Source organism: Kosakonia sp., from assembly GCF_032052965.1.
Taxonomy (GTDB): Bacteria; Pseudomonadota; Gammaproteobacteria; order Enterobacterales; family Enterobacteriaceae; genus Kosakonia.
The window spans coordinates 177,327-197,649 of the sequence record NZ_DAMBVN010000006.1 but is presented as its reverse complement, the minus strand read 5'-3'; the positions used below and the strand labels follow the sequence as shown (position 1 = coordinate 197,649).

19 protein-coding genes are annotated in these 20,323 nt (G+C 54.4%); 6 read left to right on the top strand and 13 right to left on the bottom strand.

What is annotated here, in order from left to right; genetic code table 11:
* The first annotated feature begins 52 nt into the window (after positions 1-52).
* Together prs and dauA are read left to right on the top strand one after the other, a co-directional pair.
* On the top strand, positions 53-1,000 hold the full coding sequence (gene prs / locus RTX30_RS10315; protein WP_007371855.1) for a ribose-phosphate diphosphokinase: 948 nt from the start codon (positions 53-55) through the stop codon (positions 998-1,000).
* A 132-nt stretch (positions 1,001-1,132) separates the two neighbouring features.
* The gene (dauA, locus tag RTX30_RS10310) at positions 1,133-2,785 is read left to right on the top strand and encodes a C4-dicarboxylic acid transporter DauA (protein WP_312689509.1); all 1,653 of its coding nucleotides are present in this window, start codon (positions 1,133-1,135) and stop codon (positions 2,783-2,785) included.
* Here dauA and RTX30_RS10305 read toward each other — a convergent pair.
* Both RTX30_RS10305 and ychH read right to left on the bottom strand, forming a co-directional pair.
* Complete coding sequence (locus tag RTX30_RS10305) at positions 2,771-3,826, bottom strand: MerR family transcriptional regulator (protein ID WP_312689446.1); 1,056 nt, start codon at positions 3,824-3,826, stop codon at positions 2,771-2,773. The two genes, dauA and RTX30_RS10305, sit on opposite strands and share 15 nt — an antisense overlap.
* 115 nt (positions 3,827-3,941) lie before the next feature.
* Positions 3,942-4,217 (bottom strand): stress-induced protein YchH, encoded by a 276-nt coding sequence (gene ychH, locus RTX30_RS10300; RefSeq protein ID WP_312689444.1) that lies wholly within the window; start codon positions 4,215-4,217, stop codon positions 3,942-3,944.
* Between the two features lie 272 nt (positions 4,218-4,489).
* On the opposite strand from ychH, the gene pth reads away from it, so the two are divergent.
* The 3 genes from pth (at position 4,490) to RTX30_RS10285 (ending at position 7,106) form a co-directional block, all read left to right on the top strand.
* Positions 4,490-5,074: an aminoacyl-tRNA hydrolase gene (gene pth / locus RTX30_RS10295; RefSeq protein WP_312689443.1), complete on the top strand. Its 585-nt coding sequence runs from the start codon at positions 4,490-4,492 to the stop codon at positions 5,072-5,074.
* A 125-nt stretch (positions 5,075-5,199) separates the two neighbouring features.
* Positions 5,200-6,291, top strand: coding sequence for a redox-regulated ATPase YchF (gene ychF / locus RTX30_RS10290; protein WP_312689442.1), 1,092 nt, complete (start codon positions 5,200-5,202; stop codon positions 6,289-6,291).
* Between the two features lie 335 nt (positions 6,292-6,626).
* Positions 6,627-7,106, top strand: a complete 480-nt coding sequence (locus RTX30_RS10285; protein WP_312689441.1) for an Rrf2 family transcriptional regulator — start codon at positions 6,627-6,629, stop codon at positions 7,104-7,106.
* Between the two features lie 63 nt (positions 7,107-7,169).
* Here the strand turns inward: RTX30_RS10285 and oqxB are convergent, their stop codons facing one another.
* Complete coding sequence (oqxB, locus tag RTX30_RS10280; RefSeq protein ID WP_312689439.1) at positions 7,170-10,322, bottom strand: multidrug efflux RND transporter permease subunit OqxB; 3,153 nt, start codon at positions 10,320-10,322, stop codon at positions 7,170-7,172.
* 23 nt (positions 10,323-10,345) lie between these two features.
* Entirely contained in the window at positions 10,346-11,521 is a 1,176-nt protein-coding gene (locus RTX30_RS10275) for an efflux RND transporter periplasmic adaptor subunit (protein ID WP_312689438.1), read from the bottom strand.
* A 333-nt stretch (positions 11,522-11,854) separates the two neighbouring features.
* On the opposite strand from RTX30_RS10275, the gene RTX30_RS10270 reads away from it, so the two are divergent.
* Positions 11,855-12,217 carry a helix-turn-helix domain-containing protein gene (locus RTX30_RS10270; RefSeq protein WP_312689437.1) on the top strand — a complete coding sequence of 121 codons (363 nt, stop codon included), beginning with the start codon at positions 11,855-11,857 and terminating at the stop codon, positions 12,215-12,217.
* A 270-nt stretch (positions 12,218-12,487) separates the two neighbouring features.
* On the opposite strand, the gene RTX30_RS10265 is transcribed toward RTX30_RS10270, so the two are convergent.
* The 9 genes from RTX30_RS10265 to RTX30_RS10225 form a co-directional block, all read right to left on the bottom strand.
* Complete coding sequence (locus RTX30_RS10265; protein ID WP_312689435.1) at positions 12,488-13,237, bottom strand: phage antirepressor KilAC domain-containing protein; 750 nt, start codon at positions 13,235-13,237, stop codon at positions 12,488-12,490.
* An 81-nt stretch (positions 13,238-13,318) separates the two neighbouring features.
* Positions 13,319-13,849 (bottom strand): GNAT family N-acetyltransferase, encoded by a 531-nt coding sequence (locus RTX30_RS10260; protein WP_312689433.1) that lies wholly within the window; start codon positions 13,847-13,849, stop codon positions 13,319-13,321.
* A 13-nt stretch (positions 13,850-13,862) separates the two neighbouring features.
* Complete coding sequence (locus tag RTX30_RS10255) at positions 13,863-14,717, bottom strand: MBL fold metallo-hydrolase (protein ID WP_312689431.1); 855 nt, start codon at positions 14,715-14,717, stop codon at positions 13,863-13,865.
* Between the two features lie 14 nt (positions 14,718-14,731).
* Positions 14,732-15,526, bottom strand: a complete 795-nt coding sequence (locus RTX30_RS10250) for an OBAP family protein (RefSeq protein ID WP_312689429.1) — start codon at positions 15,524-15,526, stop codon at positions 14,732-14,734.
* Between the two features lie 112 nt (positions 15,527-15,638).
* On the bottom strand, positions 15,639-16,121 hold the full coding sequence (locus RTX30_RS10245) for an isoprenylcysteine carboxylmethyltransferase family protein (protein ID WP_312689427.1): 483 nt from the start codon (positions 16,119-16,121) through the stop codon (positions 15,639-15,641).
* A gap of 87 nt (positions 16,122-16,208) precedes the next feature.
* Positions 16,209-16,595, bottom strand: coding sequence for a RidA family protein (locus RTX30_RS10240; protein WP_312689426.1), 387 nt, complete (start codon positions 16,593-16,595; stop codon positions 16,209-16,211).
* A 111-nt stretch (positions 16,596-16,706) separates the two neighbouring features.
* Positions 16,707-17,627, bottom strand: a complete 921-nt coding sequence (locus tag RTX30_RS10235) for a LysR substrate-binding domain-containing protein (protein ID WP_312689425.1) — start codon at positions 17,625-17,627, stop codon at positions 16,707-16,709.
* A gap of 89 nt (positions 17,628-17,716) precedes the next feature.
* Positions 17,717-18,922: a cystathionine beta-lyase gene (gene metC, locus RTX30_RS10230; protein WP_312689424.1), complete on the bottom strand. Its 1,206-nt coding sequence runs from the start codon at positions 18,920-18,922 to the stop codon at positions 17,717-17,719.
* Between the two features lie 79 nt (positions 18,923-19,001).
* A complete protein-coding gene (locus tag RTX30_RS10225; protein WP_312689423.1) occupies positions 19,002-20,186 on the bottom strand; it encodes a PLP-dependent aminotransferase family protein in 1,185 nt (394 codons plus the stop codon).
* Positions 20,187-20,323: the final 137 nt, after the last annotated feature.

The window sequence follows — 20,323 nt, the reverse complement described above, 5'->3', positions numbered from 1 at the left end:
CACATTTTGGCCGACTCTATCCACCACTGGACGCATGCCTGAGGTTCTTCTCGTGCCTGATATGAAGCTTTTTGCTGGTAACGCTACCCCGGAACTAGCACAACGTATTGCCAACCGCCTGTACACTTCTCTCGGCGACGCCGCCGTAGGTCGCTTTAGCGACGGCGAAGTCAGCGTACAAATCAATGAAAATGTACGCGGTGGTGATATTTTCATCATCCAGTCCACTTGTGCCCCCACCAATGACAACCTGATGGAACTGGTTGTTATGGTTGATGCCCTGCGCCGTGCTTCCGCAGGTCGTATCACCGCGGTCATTCCTTACTTTGGCTATGCCCGTCAGGACCGCCGCGTGCGTTCTGCGCGTGTACCGATTACCGCAAAAGTCGTTGCTGATTTCCTCTCCAGCGTCGGTGTTGACCGCGTACTGACCGTTGACCTGCATGCTGAACAGATTCAGGGCTTCTTCGATGTGCCGGTTGATAACGTATTTGGTAGCCCCATTCTGCTCGAAGATATGCTGCAGCTGAACCTGGATAACCCGATTGTGGTTTCTCCGGACATCGGCGGCGTGGTTCGCGCCCGAGCGATCGCCAAGCTGCTGAACGATACCGACATGGCCATCATCGACAAACGTCGTCCGCGCGCTAACGTCTCTCAGGTGATGCATATCATCGGTGATGTGGCTAACCGTGACTGCGTACTGGTTGACGATATGATCGATACCGGCGGCACCCTGTGCAAAGCTGCAGAAGCGCTGAAAGAGCGCGGTGCAAAACGCGTGTTTGCGTATGCAACGCACCCGATTTTCTCTGGCAATGCGGTCAACAACCTGCGCAACTCGGTCATTGATGAAGTGGTTGTCTGCGACACCATTCCGCTGAGCGAGGAGATCAAAGCGCTGCCGAACGTACGTACGCTGACGCTCTCTGGCATGCTGGCAGAAGCGATTCGTCGTATCAGCAACGAAGAATCGATTTCCGCCATGTTCGAGCATTAATCAATGCCTGTAAAAAAACCCGCTGCGGCGGGTTTTTTTATTGCACAAGTTCATTTGTACGATTTATTAATAGCTGACTGACGCATTCACGGATGACATACCATTGTGAACAAGCTGCTCTCCTCTCATGTCATGCCTTTCCGCGCGCTCATTGATGCCTGCTGGAAAGAAAAATATACCGTTGCCCGTTTTAGTCGGGATCTGATCGCCGGCATCACCGTCGGCATTATTGCCATTCCGCTGGCGATGGCCCTGGCCATTGGCAGCGGCGTTGCACCGCAATATGGCCTTTATACAGCGGCGGTTGCCGGGATTGTTATCGCCCTGAGCGGCGGTTCCCGCTACAGCGTTTCCGGCCCTACTGCCGCGTTTGTGGTGATCCTTTACCCGGTATCACAACAGTTTGGGCTCGCCGGATTACTGGTCGCGACGCTGATGTCCGGGGTTTTTCTGATCCTGTTCGGGCTGGCGCGCTTTGGCCGCCTGATTGAATACATTCCCCTTTCGGTCACGCTCGGCTTCACCTCCGGGATTGGCATCACCATCGGCACAATGCAAATTAAGGATTTCTTCGGTCTGCAACTGACGCACGTGCCTGAACACTATTTGCAAAAAGTCGGCGCGCTGGTCATGGCTTTACCGACAATCAATCCTGGCGATGCGGCTATTGGCGTGACAACGCTCGGCACGCTGATCTTCTGGCCCCGTTTGCGGCTGCGTCTGCCGGGCCATTTGCCGGCACTGCTGGCCGGTTGCGCAGTTATGTTATGTGTCAATGTGTTGGGTGGACACGTCGCCACTATCGGTTCTCAGTTCCACTATGTGCTGGCAGACGGCTCGCAGGGTAACGGCATTCCACAGCTATTACCGCAACTGGTCCTGCCCTGGAATTTGCCGAATTCAGCATTTACGCTGAGCTGGGATTCGCTGCGCGCGCTGTTGCCTGCTGCGTTCTCAATGGCCATGCTGGGCGCGATTGAATCCCTGCTCTGCGCCGTGGTGCTGGACGGTATGACCGGAACCAAACATAAAGCCAATAGTGAGCTGATTGGTCAGGGGCTGGGCAACATTGTGGCGCCGTTCTTTGGCGGGATCACTGCAACGGCGGCAATTGCCCGCTCAGCGGCAAACGTGCGCGCAGGGGCCACCTCGCCCATTTCGGCGGTGATCCATGCGTTACTGGTGATCATGGCATTGCTGGTATTGGCTCCCCTGCTCTCGTGGCTCCCGCTGTCAGCGATGGCTGCGCTACTGTTAATGGTGGCATGGAACATGAGCGAAGCGCACAAAGTGATTGACCTGCTGCGCCGCGCCCCAAAAGACGACATTATTGTGATGCTGATTTGCATGTCGTTAACGGTGCTGTTCGACATGGTGATCGCCATCAGCGTCGGCATCGTGCTGGCTTCGCTGCTCTTTATGCGACGTATTGCGCGCATGACGCGTCTGGCCGTAGTCAATGTTGAGGTGCCGGATGATGTGCTGGTGCTACGCGTGATTGGCCCGCTGTTCTTTGCTGCTGCTGAAGGCGTGTTTAGCGATCTGGAGTCACGCATTGTTGGCAAGCGCATTGTGGTACTGAAATGGGATGCCGTGCCGGTGCTCGATGCTGGCGGGCTGGATGCCTTCCGCCGCTTTGTGAGCAGACTGCCGGAAGGCACTGAACTTCGCGTCAGTAATCTTGAGTTCCAGCCGCTACGCACGCTGGCACGCGCCGGTATTCAGCCAATCCCTGGCCGTCTGGCGTTTTTCCCTAACCGCGATGCGGCATTAGCAGATCTGTGAATCCCCTGCGCCGTGGCGGCGGCGCATCATCGCGTCTATCGCCCGTTGTAACCAGTGCAGCACCTCGGGCGTCATCCATGTTCCCTTCATGAGGTGCGGCTCATGCTGCATGGCATTGCGGAATTTCTGCTGCGTTTGCGGATCGGTACCGGCATAGGACTCGAACAGCTCCAGCCAGTGGTTTGCCAGTCGTTGCGCTTCCTCCGACTGCGGATCCACCCCCTCCCGCTGCGCAACGTGCAGTTTTGCCACCAGCGCCGGCCACTCCATCATGCGATCAAAATAATGCGCGCGGGTAAATGCCATCTCCTGCGGTGAGAGATAACGTTGCCAGATAGCCAGTTTACTTTCGGCAAAACTGCGGGTGATAAAATCCGTCATCTCCGTCGTGATGCCGGTCTGTTCACGCATTTGCGGCTCCACGCTGTGCATTTCATTCAGACGCGTAAGGAATTCCGGTTTCCCGGCCGTATCCTGTTGCAGCCGATCCATCCAGCGCCCTGCCAGATCCATCGCCCGCGGATCATCCGGTGGACAATGCTGCGCCATAAGCGCCTGTGCTTCACTGACCATCTGCGCCCAGATTCGGTTACGCTCCTCGTCATAGGCGGCAAACGGCAATGTCTGTAACTCTTCGCGACTAAACCAACGATCGTACATATGCATTAACTCCAGTGTCCGTAACCAGGATTCCAGGTCCGGCTCCACGCCACAGGCCAGAGACTCGCGCAGCACGACTAATTGTTCGCGCAACGTCGCGATGGTCTGGATTTGTCTGCTCAGCATGGTGATTTGCTCATCAAGCAATACCGCAAGCGGGCGTGTTTCCTTCGCCAGGTAATCCCCAATTGCCGAAAGCCCCATCCCTGCTTTCGCCAGCGCCTGGATTAATTGCAGGCGCTTAACGTCGTCAAGGTTATATAACCGGTAGCCTGCGGCGCTTCGTGTGCAAGGCAGCAGCAGTCCAATTTGTTCATAATGATGCAGCGTCCTGACACTGATACCCGCCCGACGCGCCAGTTCACCCACCTGAATTAACATAATGGTGCCTTCTCCTTCACACGAACCCGACTCTGAAGCCTGACGTTACGTGAGGGTCAACAAAAAAGCCAAAAAAAACGGCTCCCGAAGGAACCGTTATCGAAATCATACGCGGTTAGCTGTGAGTATGCCTGTCGCGACGGCAGCGTTTGTCGTAGTGGCGCACCCACCAGTACTTATCACACACCTGTTCATGCCCGCTGACACGGGCACCTGCAAGCCAGAGCACTGCACCGAGGAAAATACTCAGCACCGCGCCATGGGCGAAAATTTGCGGCAGGTTAAGTTGTGGCAACTGGTTTAAAATGGAGTATCCCACTCCGACAACCATGACTACCAGCCCCAACCCCATAAGCGCATTACCGAGTAACGACGCGTTTTTGCGTTTCATATGTCACCTCCGGAACGATGGGTTGGATGGGGATCCCCCCAATCCTTGTGGTTAAAGTATAGGCAACCCCTGTTTGAACGGGTGCGCGTAGGATCACAATTACATCTCGTCGACTAACACAAATTTACAAATAAGCCCCTGAACTGATTGAAATTCGAATGGTTCAGATGCGCAATTATTATCATTCCCCGCGTTTCGCTGTGAGAATTTTGTTTTCGCGCGTCGCACAACGTAAACTACGCGCCGGACAATGATCTGATCAGGAATAAAAAGTGACGATTAAACTGATTGTCGGGCTGGCGAACCCCGGCGCTGAATACGCCGCGACCCGTCACAATGCGGGCGCGTGGTATGTCGATTTACTGGCGGAGCGCGCGCGTGCCCCGCTGCGCGACGAGCCGAAATTTTTTGGCTACACCTCGCGTATCACGCTGGCAGGGGAAGATGTGCGTCTGCTAGTGCCAACGACCTTTATGAACCTGAGTGGTAAAGCGGTCGCGGCCATGGCGACGTTTTATCGTATTAATCCGGACGAAATCCTCGTTGCGCACGATGAGCTGGATCTGCCGCCGGGCGTGGCAAAATTTAAACTGGGCGGTGGTCACGGCGGGCACAACGGCCTGAAAGACATCATCAGCAAACTGGGCAATAACCCGAACTTTCACCGTTTACGCGTTGGAATCGGTCATCCGGGCGATAAAAATAAAGTTGTCGGTTTTGTATTAGGCAAACCGCAGGCTGCTGAACAGAAACTGATCGATGATGCGGTTGACGAAGCGGCACGTTGTACGGAGATTTGGTTGAAAGATGGCCTCACCAAAGCGACTAACCGCCTGCACGCCTTTAAGGCGCAATAAGCCGGGGCTGTGGCATTTTTGCCGCGCGTAACGAAGGTTACGTGTATAATAGGCAAAGTTTTTCACTTTTCTGCAATCCGTTTCCAAAAACGGGTTGAATATCAAGAGATTAAGGTAATTACATCATGGGATTCAAATGCGGTATCGTTGGCTTGCCCAACGTAGGTAAATCCACCCTGTTCAATGCGCTCACCAAAGCCGGTATTGAAGCGGCTAACTTCCCGTTCTGTACTATTGAGCCGAACACCGGTGTCGTACCGATGCCCGATCCGCGTCTGGACAAGCTGGCGGAAATCGTGAAGCCGCAGCGTATTCTGCCGACCACCATGGAATTTGTGGACATCGCCGGTCTGGTAAAAGGCGCGTCGAAAGGTGAAGGTCTGGGTAATCAGTTCCTGACCAACATCCGCGAAACCGAAGCGATTGGCCACGTTGTGCGCTGTTTTGAAAATGACAACATCATTCACGTGAACAACAAAGTTGATCCGGCGGAAGACATTGACGTTATCAATACCGAGCTGGCGTTGTCTGACCTTGATACCTGCGAGCGTGCCATTCACCGTGTCGCCAAAAAAGCCAAAGGCGGTGATAAAGATGCCAAAGCTGAACTGACCGCGCTGGAAAAATGTCTGCCGCATCTGGAAAACGCTGGCATGTTGCGTTCTCTGAATTTGACGGAAGAAGACAAAGCAGCGATCCGCTACCTGAGTTTCCTGACCCTGAAACCCACCATGTACATTGCTAACGTCAATGAAGATGGTTTTGAAAACAACCCGTACCTGGACACCGTGCGTGACATCGCCGCCAAAGAGGGTTCCGTGGTGGTTGCGGTGTGCGCCGCAGTTGAATCTGATATTGCCGAACTGGACGATGCCGACCGCGATGAGTTTATGGCTGAGCTGGGTCTGGAAGAGCCAGGGCTGAACCGGGTGATCCGCGCGGGCTATCAGTTGCTGAACCTGCAAACTTACTTCACCGCAGGGGTGAAAGAAGTACGTGCCTGGACTATCCCGGTCGGGGCGACTGCACCGCAGGCAGCAGGCAAAATCCATACCGACTTTGAAAAAGGCTTTATCCGCGCCCAGACAATCGCCTATGAAGACTTCATTGCCTACAAAGGTGAGCAAGGTGCGAAAGAAGCCGGCAAGATGCGTGCCGAAGGGAAAGATTACATCGTCAAAGATGGCGATGTGATGAACTTCCTGTTCAACGTCTGACATGTTCCCGCATGAGATTGCATTAAATCTCTTGCGGTGCAACAAACCTTACAAAATCCACGCATTTGCGTGGATTTTTGTTTTCATCATGTTTCACAGTCAGCGTAAACGCGCAATCCACGGTGAGTCTGACAACGGAATTAAACCGGACAAAATACGCAGCGCGGATTACTCTTTTTCAATGCCCTGCCGTTCGCCGGAAACTCTTGTTTACGTGTCAGGTCATTCGCAGGCGGCTTCAAAAAAACCACTGTATTTGTTATATTGTTGCTCACTGATTATTCACCTCTGCGGTGCCAAAAAGAACAAGATTCACCGCAACCCAGGACGATAAAATGTTAGATTACCGCTTCCCGACAGCTTTGCAGATGGTTCTCAGCGTAGCGATGGCGGAGCAATTGGGTGAACGTTCGACAAGTGCAATTCTGGCCTACGGGCTGGAGGCAAATCCGAGCTTTATCCGCAAATTAATGGTTCCGCTCACGCGTGATGGCATTATCGTTTCCACGCTGGGTCGTAACGGATCGATTCACCTTGGTCGTCCTGCCGACGAGATTACGCTGCGAGATATCTACGTTTCCGTGATAGAAGATAAAAAGCTCTGGGCGTCGCGCCCCGACATACCGGCTCGCTGCGTGGTCAGCGCCAACGCCTGCTGGTATTTCAAATCTATCGCCGATGAAGCGGAGCAGGCTTCGTTAGAGGTATTAGCTCGCCATACGGTGGCCAGCGCGCTGGAAAAGGTCAAAAAAGCGGATACCAGTGGGTGCGATCCGGTGCCTGAAATGGATACTTCGGATAAAAAAAGCGATTAATCATTTTCTTACGCTAAAAAAACCGCCTTAACATGAAGGCGGTTTTTTATTATCTGCAACCTGCTACGCAGGCAAAACTTCCCTTGCCGGTTTACCGCGCATAACGAATTTACGCAGCGTAACGTAAAATACCGGTGTCAGGAACAAACCAAATAGCGTTACACCCAGCATACCGGAAAACACCGTGATCCCGGTGACGCCGCGCACTTCTGCACCCGCGCCGTGGCCGAGGATCAATGGAATCGTCCCGGCAATAAAGGCAATGGAGGTCATAACAATCGGGCGTAAACGCAGGTGGCACGCTTCCAGCGCCGCTTCCATGATCCCTTTCCCCTGCATTTCCAGCTCGCGGGCAAACTCAACAATAAGAATCGCGTTTTTACAGGCCAGCCCCATGAGTACGACCAGGCCAACCTGCACAAACACGTTGTTATCGCCACCAGTGAGCCAAACACCAAACAGAGCGGACAGCATCGTCATCGGAACAATGAGGATCACCGCCAGCGGCAGGGTCCAGCTTTCATACAGCGCCGCAAGCACCAGGAAGGCCAGCAGAACCGCGACCGGGAAAACAATCAGCGCCGAATTGCCTTGCGTGGCTTGCTGGAAGCTCAGATCCGTCCATTCAATATTCATCCCATTCGGTAATATTTGCTTAGACATCGCATCCAGTTGGGTCATCGCCTGAGAGGAAGAGAGTACACGTGGATCGGCATCGCCAATCAAGTCCGCCGCCGGGTAACCGTTGTAACGAATGACCGGATCCGGCCCGTACGAGGTGGTGATATTCACCATACTGCCAATCGGCACCATTTCCCCCTGGCTGTTACGGGTGCGCAAATTAGCAATATCTTCCACACTGTCGCGGAACGGCCCGTCGGCCTGCGCCATCACCCGCCAGGTGCGTCCGAACTGGTTAAAATCGTTCACATAAGACGATCCCAGGTAGGTTTGCAGCGTTGCGTAGAGATCGGTCAGCGACACGCCCTGCGCTTTTGCCTTATCACGATCGACCTGCACATCCAGTTGCGGAACGTTAGCCTGGTAGGTTGAGATGGGGAAATGCATCCCCGGCGTCTGCATAATCGCGCCAGACATCGTGTTCACCGCGTTTTGCAGCGCGCCATAACCCAGACCACCGCGATCCTGGATGTACAGCGAATAACCCGACCCCTGCCCTAGCCCTAAAATGGGCGGTGGCAAGATGGAGAAACCAAAGCCCTGCTGGATTTGTGCGATTTTAGCGTTGATCTCGGCGTTAATTTCCGCCGCCGAATGTTTACGCTGATCGAACGGTTTCAGGCCAAAAAAGACCGTTCCCGTATTCGGCGTATTGGTAAACTGCAGCGCATTCAGCCCAGGAAAGGCGACAGCATAATCCACCCCTTCGGTATTCATCCCGATTTCGCTCATTTTGCGGATCACCGCATCGGTGCGTGCCAGCGAAGAACCTTCCGGCATTTTCACGCCGCCGATTAAGTAGAGCTTGTCCTGGGTGGGAATAAACCCGCCGGGTACGGCTTTGAACATGACGCCAGCGGCACACAGCAGTAGCAAATAAACAACAAATACCGCGCCACGCCGGCCGAGCGTTTTACCAACCAGTCCCTGGTAGCGGTTCGAGCTTCGGTGGAAAAAGCGGTTAAACGGACGGAAGATCCAACCGAAAAGACGATCGATAAGCCTGGTCGGGAAGTCTTTCGGCGCGCCGTGCGGTTTTAATAGCATGGCTGCCAGCGCCGGAGAGAGCGTCAGCGAGTTGATGGCGGAGATCACCGTTGAAATCGCAATCGTCACCGCAAACTGCTTATAAAACTGACCGGTGACCCCGGAGAGAAACGCCATCGGCACGAACACCGCACACAGTACCAGCGCAATCGCGATAATCGGCCCGGAAACCTCACGCATCGCCTGGTGCGCTGCCTGAAGCGGAGCAAGCCCCTCTTCGATATTGCGCTCAACGTTTTCCACCACCACGATGGCGTCATCCACGACGATGCCGATAGCCAGCACCAGCCCGAACAAACTCAGGGTATTAAGCGAAAAGCCCAGCAGATAGAGAATACTGAACGTTCCCACGACCGACACCGGCACCGCAATCAGCGGAATAATCGACGCGCGCCAGGTTTGCAGAAACAGAATCACCACCAGGACGACCAGCACCACCGCTTCCAGCAGCGTTTGCACGACCGCACGAATGGAATCGCGAACAAAAACGGTCGGATCGTAAGGTGCTGCCCACTTCATATCTTCCGGGAAACGGGTGGAGAGCTCGTTCATTTTGGCGCGCACCGCGTTAGACAAATCGATAGCGTTCGCCCCTGGGGACTGGAATATACCAATCCCGACCGCGTCTTTATTATTAAGCTGGGAACGCAGCGCATAACTGCCAGAACCCATTTCTATACGCGCCACGTCGCGCAGGCGCACCAGCGAGCCATCTTGAGCCGTTTTCAGAATGATATTGCCAAACTCTTCTTCCGTGTGCAGACGCCCCTGGGCGTTAATTGAGATCAGGAAATCGCTCTCTTTTGGCAACGGCTCTGCGCCAAGTTGCCCGGCGGAAACCTGCACGTTTTGCTCCTGCATCGCCGTCACCACATCCGAGGCCGTCAGCCCGCGAGCCGCTACCTTGTTTGGATCCAGCCAGACGCGCATCGCGTATTCGCCCGAACCGAAAATCTGTATCTGGCCAACGCCAGGCAATCGCGCCAGCTCGTCTTTCACTTTCAGCGTGGCGTAGTTACGCATATACAGTGAATCGTACTTACCATTGGGCGAAAACAGATGCACCACCAGCGTCAGCGTCGGCGATTGTTTCTGGGTGGTGATGCCCAAACGCCGCACATCTTCCGGCAGGCGGGCTTCAGCCTGGGATACCCGGTTTTGCACCTGAACCTGCGCCTGATCGGGGTCGGTACCCGGACGGAACGTTACGGTCGTCACCAGTACGCCATCGGATCCGGCGACGGATTTCATGTACATCATGTTTTCAACGCCGTTGATCGCTTCTTCCAGCGGCGTCGCCACTGTCTCCGCAATCACTTTCGGGTTGGCGCCAGGATACTCCGCACGCACCTGCACGCTTGGCGGTACAACGTCAGGGTATTCGCTGACCGGCAACAGCGGAATGGCGATTAACCCTGTGATAAAAATCAGGATCGACAGCACTGCGGCAAAAATCGGCCTGTCGATAAAAAAGCGGGAAAAGTCCATGTGTCGGATTCTCAGGTAAGGGATCAGTTGAGAGCGGTGCTGGCCGTCATGGCAACGGTTTTCGCGTTAACCGGCATCCCCGGCATAAACACTTTTTGTAAACCATCAACAATGACTTTATCGCCAGGGTTCAGCCCCTGCTGCACGATGCGTAAACCGGCGGCCAGCCGCCCCGGAGTAATATCGCGGCGCTGCGCTTTACCGTCTTTATCAACGATATAAACATATTTGCGATCCTGATCGGTCAGCACCGCTTTGTCGTCGATAAGCGTGGCTTTAAATTCAGCGCTACCCGGCAGACGAACGCGGGCAAAGAGCCCAGGTGTGAACTGACGCTGCGCGTTATCTAACAGCGCACGCATACGGATCGTACCGGTACTCGGCGTTAACTGATTATCAAGAAAATCCACTTTGCCCTGATGAGGGTAGCCCTCCTCGCCAACAAGGCCAATCTCAACCGGTAGCGCCAGGTGATTACTGGACGCCCCATGTCCACTGCGCGCGAGGTTTTGATAGTGAAGATAGGTCGACTCGTCCACGTCAAAGTAGACGTAAACCGTCTTCTGCGATACCACCGTGGTCAGCACGCTGGCGCTGTCACCCGCTGTGACCAGATTACCGCTGGTGATCAACGCGCGGCTGGCGCGACCATCAATAGGCGCGGTCACTTTGGTGAAATCCAGGTTAAGTTGTGCGGCGTCAACGGCTGCCTGCGCGGCGCGAATGTCGGCTTGTGCCTGAATGGCAGCGGAACGGCGTTGTTCCCATTCTTCACGAGATACCAGGTTGGTATGGATTAATTTATCGGTACGGTTAGCCTCACTTTGCGCCAGGCTGGCTTGCGTTTTGGCTCTCGCCAGCGTCGCCTGCGCCTGTTCCAGCGCGGCGCGATAGGTCCTGTCATCAATAGTGAACAGCACCTCGCCCTTTTTCACTTCCTGGCCGTCGGTGTAATTCACTTTATCAATGTAGCCGGAGACGCGGGGACGTAGCTGAACACTTTCCACTGCTTCAATCCGCCCGTTAAAGCTATCCCACTGACTGATGGATTTGACGACCACGTCCGCGGCGCTGACGGCCGGAGCTTGTGGCACGGCGTTTTGCGCGACACCGTTATCGCACCCGACAAGCAGTACGGAGAGCAACATGGCTCCCAACGCATGCAAATGAAAGTTAACCCAAGGTTTTTGCAGGCTCATTATTTTTATTCCGCTGATGAGTAGCCGCCGGGCAAGACGCAGCGGGAGACGCTGCGCCACTTCCTTTGTCCGGGTTGGCTTAAGGCCATTTGTGTCGTTCATCGCCACAAAACTGTAACAGTTACAAATACACTATCGCGGCGATTGTAGGGAGGCGCTAAATTTAGTGCAAGAATAATTAATACACTTTATGTGCTATTTGATCGGGGCCGAAGCGACCGTCCCGGTGAGGATTTAAATGCAACAATAAAACTTGCAATTAACGCAAAAACGCGCCACTTTTAAATGCAACAGACAAAGATGCTTTTTACTAATCTGCGTGGGGGAAACAAAATGAACAACGGCGCATTTATTCATGATTTACTCGCCTGGATTGATAACAACCTTGACAGCCGTCTCGACATTGGCACGGTTTCCAGGCGAGCAGGCTATTCAAAATGGCACCTTCAGCGGATATTCAAAGAACAGACTGGCTATACACTCGGCGAATATATTCGCGCGCAAAAGCTGCAAAAATCGGTCGAGCGACTGACACACAGCAATGAACCGATTTTAAACGTAGCGATGGCGCTGGGCTTTGACTCGCAGCAGTCTTTTAATCGCAGCTTCAAGCGTCAGTTTGGCGTAGCACCCGGCGCATGGCGCCGCAGCATTGGCTCTTCTGCAATGCCGACATCACGCCAGCAAACGAGATAGCGGCTTACCTTTGCTGTAATGCAGATCCCTGTTGCGCCAGAGCATTGCCAGTGCAATCCACACGTAACGTGAGTGGACATTCTCATAAATAAAAAAATCGACCGCGTGTAATCGATCCGGCAGCCGCTGCATTACGGCTGTGGCTTTTGTGTTTCCCGGCAAACCACCAGGCTGATAAAAACAAGAATCCACGCCGCGGCGTGGATTCTTTTGCAGGTGAGGTGCAGGCGCGCCAAACGTTCCCCGCTTCGCGCCATAACAGTGGGCGGTTTAAAGCCAGCCCTGCTCCGGTGCGGCAGGTTCCGTGCGGGCGACACGCGGTATCTCGACAGGCTGTGAAGAACGATGTTTGGCCCACAGGTCGGCCACCCATTTTACGCCGCGCGCGGTGAAGCGGGCCTGCGACCAGCTACGGCTGTTTTCTGCCACCCCGCCATGCAGAGTAAATAAGCCAGCATCAATGTGATATTGCTGTGGCATCAGGGCGCCGTTCACTCGGTGCATGATATTGCGCTCTAATAAAAACTGGCGAAACTCCGGTTCTTTCGCCTTTAACATTTTACAGAGCTGACGAAATCCCAGCGATTCGTCCACCCGGACAAAGTCATCAAAAAAGGCCGCTTTTGGCGCCGTCAGCGCCAGTTGCTCCTCGGCATGCTGGCGTTTTTCATACTGTTCTGCCCAGGCGCGCGCTGCTGCTGCCGGGTTGGTGAAATCGGGCAAGCTAATGCTTCTCTCACGTTCCTGCCAGCGATCCAGCATTTCTACGGTAAAGCCAGGTGAAAGACGCGACACCGTAAGCAGAGAGTCCCTTTTATTCAGTAAAAACTCCTGCCGCGTCTCACCTTCGCGCTCATACGGATGCGTGGTCACCGGCTGCGAGAGACGCTGCGCCGTTTCGAGGCTTTTTACCATGCGCTTCACTTCGGTATGCGCAATGCCGGTCATTTTCGCAATGTCGCGGCTGCTCATCATGGCTTGCGGCATTTGCGCGCTGAGGGTGTCAAAAGGAATCAACATGGGTCTCCCCCTTACTAATACAGATACAGGTAACTTGCTGCATTAGTATACAATCACCTGTTTAAATATCCAGTATATTTTTTAGGCGTAACGGGAGACCATCGCGACACGACGGGCTGGATCAAGCCCACCGCTTATTTCTGCCGCCAGGATCGCATCAAGATGACCGGGCCGTACCGATTTGCTCACGGGCATGAAACCCAGGGAGGCATAAAAAGGAGCATTAAACGCGGCCAGCCGATCGGTGGTCAGCGTTGCGCCATAGCATCTCTTCTCGCGCCCGGCCTGCAACAGGGTTTCCAGCAACTGCCGCCCGATACCCTGCCGCTGCCAGTCAGGGTGGACATCCATCTCCGCGATATGCAGCCAGCCCTGTGCGATGTAGCCCCCGGCAAAACCCCTCGGGGTTCCGGTATTATCGAAGGCAGCAAATAACAGGCCCGCTTGTTGATACCGCAGCAGATCGCCAATTGTACTGGCAACAGGTTGCCCCGCCACCGCCCCTGCGGCTTTCAGTGTTGCGAAAGCGGCTCGTTCCACAGCCTGCAGCGCCATAAAATCCGCGTCTGACGCGGCGCGAATCGCCCACGCCGCAGAGGGCAGATCATTCATTACCTTTCCCTTCTCATGCCTGAGTAGTGTGTTTATGCCCGGCCGTCCCCGCAAGGGCCTGGAATTGATGCAAATCGTGGCTGCAAAAGAGCGTGATGTCATGCGCATGCGTTTGTGCCAACGCCCGCAGCCGCTGTTGATTATGCCGCCGCGCGCCATTATCCATCGCCATCATCCACTGGTAAAAACGCAGCCCTGGGGTACAACGTGGAGCAGTCGGTTGCATCTCGCCCCGGTAAAACCAGGCATCGCCGCCATGCAGCAGCCAGCCCTGTGGTTGCTGGATAGCAATACCCGCATGGCCGAGCGTATGGCCTGCCAGCGGCACCAGCAAGATTTCCGGCGGCAATCCCTGCAGCGCTGTCACCGCATCAAAACCAAACCAGCGCTCCCCTTGCGTTTGATACCCCACCCAGGCGGAAGTGCCGCCCCACTGCGCCGGGCGGTAGCGTTCCCGGTCCAGCCAGCGCTGCCGCGTACGGGCGGTATCGAGTTCTTTTTGCATCACATGGATCCGGGCATGAGGGAAGTCAGTCAGGCCACCCGCATGGTCAAAATCCAGGTGCGTCAGCACAATATGCCGTACATCCTCCGCCCTGAACCCCAGTGTCTGAATCTGCGCCAGCGCCGTCAGACCTTCACGCCGCTGGATGTTATTCAGCGCCCGAAAAAACCCAGACAGCCGCTGCGCCGGGTGATCAATATCGTCCCGCCCGAAACCGGTATCCACCAGCACCAGGCCATCTTGAGCCGTTTCAACCAGCAGGCAGTGGCACGCCAGGTGCGCATGCAGCCCTTTACTGAACCCGTCATATAATGCGCCGCCAAAGGGGCACATACAGCCGCAGTTAAGATGGTGAACGTTCATGCTTTTCTCCGGCGTTATGGATTGGCTGACGCGTTTGTCTCAGCGGTGCCAAAGTGTGTCGTGTCACCGTGCGCATGCTCGCCAGAACCCTGAACGCGTTTAAGCTGGATCACATCACCGCGCTGCCAGGCATTTGCGCCAGCCATCACCGGGTGCGCCACCAGATCGTCGCGTTCACGTTTAATGGCAGGCGTATTGATATTGAGCCGACGGTCACGATCGGCCAGCAGCGCCGGATCAAGCTGCCCCTCCCCGGTAAAGCCCATCATTAACGCCGGGATCCCCAGCGGAAGCGTTTTATCGCGATCGGTATGCCAGGTATGCCAGGTTTTACCGTAGGTGTTGACTATTTTGCCCATCAGCGCTTTTTCCGCCAGCGCCGGTAAACCGGGTGCCACAAGGCTGCCGGATTTCACTTCATACTGATGGCTGTGCCAGAGCTTTTTCTCTTCCGGTGGCAAGGTCTTGAACAGCCGTTCGCTGATGATGTACTCCACCCCCATCAGACGTGCATCCCGGGTGTTGCCGTCATAGATCACCGCCTGCATCACATCCTCATTCAGGACCGTAACGTAATGGTGAGCTTCCATCTGGCCATTCTTGTCACCACTGTAAAAATGGAAGCCGTCAAGGTAGGCACTTATCGCCTCTACAGGCGGACGGGACTGAATGATTTGCGCGCCCGTTTCCAGGGTGCGCAGTTGACCTGATGTCTGAGCGCCAGGTACCGGCGTTTTTGGTGGCGTGTTATTTGCGCCACACCCCGTCAGAACGAAGCTGGTTAACACTAAACTGAGTAAAGGTTTCATCGGTTCTCCACGTCACAGCAACAGTACTGAACGTAGTACACGGATCCCGATCACGATAGGAATATCGTATGGCAGCGAAGCGCCAGCCGCGCGGCTTGCAGCGATGAAAGCGTTATAACCAGCGCCGGGTTTTGTTGCAGTACGTCGCCCATTCATGCCCGAAGATCCGCTGCATCTGCACTTCTTCGACCTGAATATGCAACACGGTGAGCAGCGCCATCAGAAGCGGGGTGATCAGCACACCTGAAAGCGTGCTGAGCAGCAATGCAGCACTGAGTTGTAGACCCACAAAACCGAGGTAAACCGGGTTACGGGATAAGGCGTAGCAGCCGTCAGTAATTAAGGTTTGTGTTTTATCGGACTGAAGTGCATTGAACGTTGTCTGCTGGCGTACCAGTTGCCGCAGACTGGCTATTACCACAGAAAGACTCAGCGTCCCCATCCCCATGGCCAGCCATGATAAGGGGGCACCGCTAAGTAAATGGCGGGCATCGACAATGGCAGGCCAGCTGATGAACACATCAACCAGCAAAAAAGCCACCAGCAACACCGGGGGAATCAATATTATTCTTAGCCTGTCGCGAAGCGTGTTCATCCCTAATCCGGCAAGTGAGTATGAATAAAAGGGCAGCAGCAGAAACAACATGAACGTCTTGTCTGCAGCTCTGCTCTGCCCCTGGCATTATTTTTTGATTACCGCCACGGCTTCGATTTCGACCAGCGCCTCTTTCGGTAATTTACCGGCCTGAATGCAGGAGCGCGCCGGTGCGCCTTCGGCACCAAAGAACTCGGCATAGACTTCGTTAAAAGCGGCAAAATCCTCCATCTTTGCCAGGAAACAGGTCGTTTTCAGTACGCTCTCCAGTGAGGCGCCAGACTGTTCCAGCACGGCCTTCACATTGAGCAACGACTGGCGTGTCTGCGCTTTAATGCCCCCTTCCGGGAAGGCCATCGTTACCGGATCCAGCGGCAGTTGCCCTGAGGTAAAAACCAGGTCGCCATAAGACACGCCCTGAGAATAAGGGCCAATGGCCGCCGGGGCGGAGGCAGTGTTAATAATGGATTTCATTTTTTCTCCTTTCAGTAATTCATGAACATAATCAGGTGCCGGCTCGCGTCAGGCAAAGCGGCCCCTTAAGGGGTTTGCATAAAACCCCTCTCCTTTATTCCCGATGCTGGCTTACGATATTTCGATATCTGGCAACATGCGCAGGCAACGCTGTTTAATAAAATGGGTAAAGTCACGCACGTAATCTTTCTCTTTGGTATCGGTCAGCGATGCGAGCCAGATTTCAGACATTAATTTCTGCCGGGTAATGGATTTTGCCGTCACGTATTTTTTATCCAGGTACTCCGCCACGGCCCACACAGGCAGTGCCGCAATCCCACGCTGACTGGCCACTTGTTGCACAATGCCCATCGTCAGCTCGGTGGTTTTTCGCCGGAACGGCACCCCGGCGGGTTTGAGCACCTTACGGCACAGGTCAATGCGCTCTTCCGGCACGGCGTAGGTAATCAACACCTCATCGCGAAAATCTTCCGCCTCCAGCCAAGGCTTGTGCGTTAACGGATGATTATTGGGCAACACAGCCACCATTTCATATTTGAACAGCGGGCTAAAACTGACGCACTCCGTCGGTTCTGTTTCATCGACGATGGCAACATCCGCGCGGTTTTGCAGCAGCAACCCCAGCGGATCAGCCTGAAAGCCGGGCAATATATCTATTTCGACCTCCTGCCACTTATTGCGGAACGCATCCATCACCGGCAATAACCAGCTATAACAGGTGTGGCACTCCAGCGTGACCCGCAAGATACCCTGTTTACCGCTGGCGAATTGATACAGTTCGCGATCGGCGTCCACCAGTGCAGCAAGCACTGACTCGGCCAGCTGCAACAACCGCTCACCGGCCTGGGTGAACTGCACCGGTGAAGACTTACGCACGAACAATGTCACGCCGTAGTGATCTTCCAGCTGTTTAATCTGATGCGACAGCGCCGACTGCGTCAGTTGTAACGCAACGGCTGCGCGGGTCAGACTGCCTGTTTTACGCAATGTGAGCAGGGTATGTAAATGTTTGAGGTCTATTGGTATATCCATTGCGATATCCGTTATTCAGGGCATTCATTCATCGCGTGATTATACCAAAACCGCTCAACGCCAGCGCGGGCTGGCGTTGGAAAATGCCGTTACGCCTGCAGGTGGCGTAACGCCTGAGCAAGATCGTTGACCAAATCGACTGGATCTTCCAGACCAATCTGCAAACGGAACGCTTCCCCGGCATACGGCCAGTGATATTCAGGGCGGTCTTTGCGCGGGTTAAACGGGATCGCCAGGCTTTCAAAACCGCCCCAGGAGAAGCCGATACCGAAATACTGCAAGCTATCGATAAACTTCTCGACAGAGGCTTTGGAATAACCGGGCTTCAGTACCACGCTAAACAGTCCGCTGGAGCCGGTAAAGTCGCGTTTCCAGATCTCATGGCCAGGGCAGGAAGGCAACGCAGGATGCAGAACCTGTTCTACCTCATCGCGCTCCGCAAACCATTGAGCAATTTTCAATGCTGAGGCCTGGTGCCGCTCAAGGCGAAGTGACATCGTCCGCAGACCGCGTTGCGCCAGGTAAACATCGTCTGGCGCGGCATGCAAACCGAACAGATAGACAAAACGACGGATCGCCTGCCATGTCTCTTCATTCGCCGTGATCAGCCCCATCTGCGCATCTGAGTGGCCGACGATGTACTTGGTGGCCGCATGGACAGAGACATCCACGCCGTGATCGAAGGGTTTGAAAAACAGCGGAGTCGCCCAGGTATTATCCAGGATCACTTTTGCATTGTGCGCGTGGGCAACCTGAGTGATGGCCGGAATGTCCTGAATATCGAAGGTTTGCGACCCCGGTGATTCAGTAAACACCACGGTAGTATTTGGCTGGAAGAGATCGACAATGCCCGCGCCAATATTGGGATCAAAAAAGGTGGCGGAAACGCCCATCTTCGCCAGCACATTGTTGACAAAGCCGCGCGTTGGCCCGTAAACGCTGCCGCTGACCAGAATATGGTCACCACTTTTCACCAGCGCCAGCAACGCACTGGTGCATGCGGCCAGCCCCGTCGGCACTAATAACGCGCGATAGCCCCCCTCCAGCTCCGCCAGTGCTTTTTGCACCGCAAATGTGATGGGCGTACCGAAACGGCCATAATACATGACCTCATCTTCTGCATCTTCAAACAGCGCCTGATGGCGTTCACTGAGCTCTTTGCAGTTTTTAAAAATCACCGTTGAGGCATGATAAACCGGTGGGTTAACCACCCCGCCAAACACCTCAGGATCAAAAGGACCATGGCAGAGATAGGTTTCCGGGGACACCAGGTTATCAAAACTATGATTAGACATTATTACACTTCCTCTTCTTACAACGCGTACCTATGTATTTTCGCCCTTGTCCCCGCCCCCGACTGGCTAACGAGAACAACTAATTCAGTGAGGCCTTCAACCGCAAAACCGCCTCTTTCAGGTTCTCATCCGTAACGCTGACGTAAGACATACGCAGCGTGGCATGATCGGGATCGTTGCAGTAAAAGAACTCCCCCGGAACGTACACCACGCCGTTCGCCAGCGTCTTTTTCAGCCACTGTGTGGTGTCCATTGGATAATTAAATCTGGCCCACAAAAACATGCCGCCCATCGGCTTATGGAAAGTCAGATGGTCGCCCAGCGCGCTTTCCAGCTGCTCACACAGGGTCTGGCATTTGTGTTTATACGCCTCGCGGATCAGCGCAATCTGCCCTGCCAGCCGGCCACTGTTCAGATAGTGGTAAGTCAGCGACTGCGATAACGAGCTGGTATGAAGATCGGTTGCCTGCTTAAGATTCACCACCTGCCGTTTCAACCAGCCCGGGACCACTAACCAGCCAACTCTCGCGCCCGGTGCGAGAATTTTTGAAAACGTGGAGGTATAAATCACGTTGTCACTGTTACCGCTTTCCGCCGCCCAGGCTTTCAGCGGCGTGAACGTTTTGTCGGTGAAGTTAATTTCGCCATACGGATCGTCTTCAATAATGACGAAATCGTAGCGCTGCGATAATTCCACCAGTTGCTTACGCCGGTGCTCCGCCAGCGTCACCCCACCAGGGTTACCGAAAGTCGGCACGATATAAACGGCTTTCACCGGGGTGGTCTTCACCAGCGCCTCCAGTTCATCAATGATCATGCCGTCGCCATCGGTACCCACGGAGCGCAAATCTGCTTCTGCTAACTGCAGCACCTGCAGTGCCGCGAGATAAGTTGGCCGTTCAACGACCACAATGTCGCCCGGATCGATCAGCGCACGCGCCAGAATATCCAGAGATTGCTGAGAGCCAGAAGTCACCACCACATCGTCAACATCACAGACGATCGCCCGCTCCGCCAGCAACTGGCAAATTGCCGCACGCAGTTCAGGGCTGCCTTCGCTCAGACCGTACTGAAACGCCTCTTTCCAGGCGCTGGAGAGCACCTGATCCATCGCTATCTGTAACCCTTCACGATCGAAAAGGTCCGGATTAGGAATTCCGCCGCCAAGCGAAATAACCCCGTCCATTTTGCTGTGTTTCAATAATTCCCGGATTGCCGATGACTGGAGATTTTGTACTTTTTTGGCAATTTTATTCTGCGACATCTTCCACTACCTTTGTTTGTTATCTCTCAGTCTTAGTATCACATGTCCGGGTTTTTGATAATCATTTTCTGCACCGTAAAAGTGGCGCATGGGTCATCATGAATCTGATTAATGATGACCCATAAAATAATTAATAA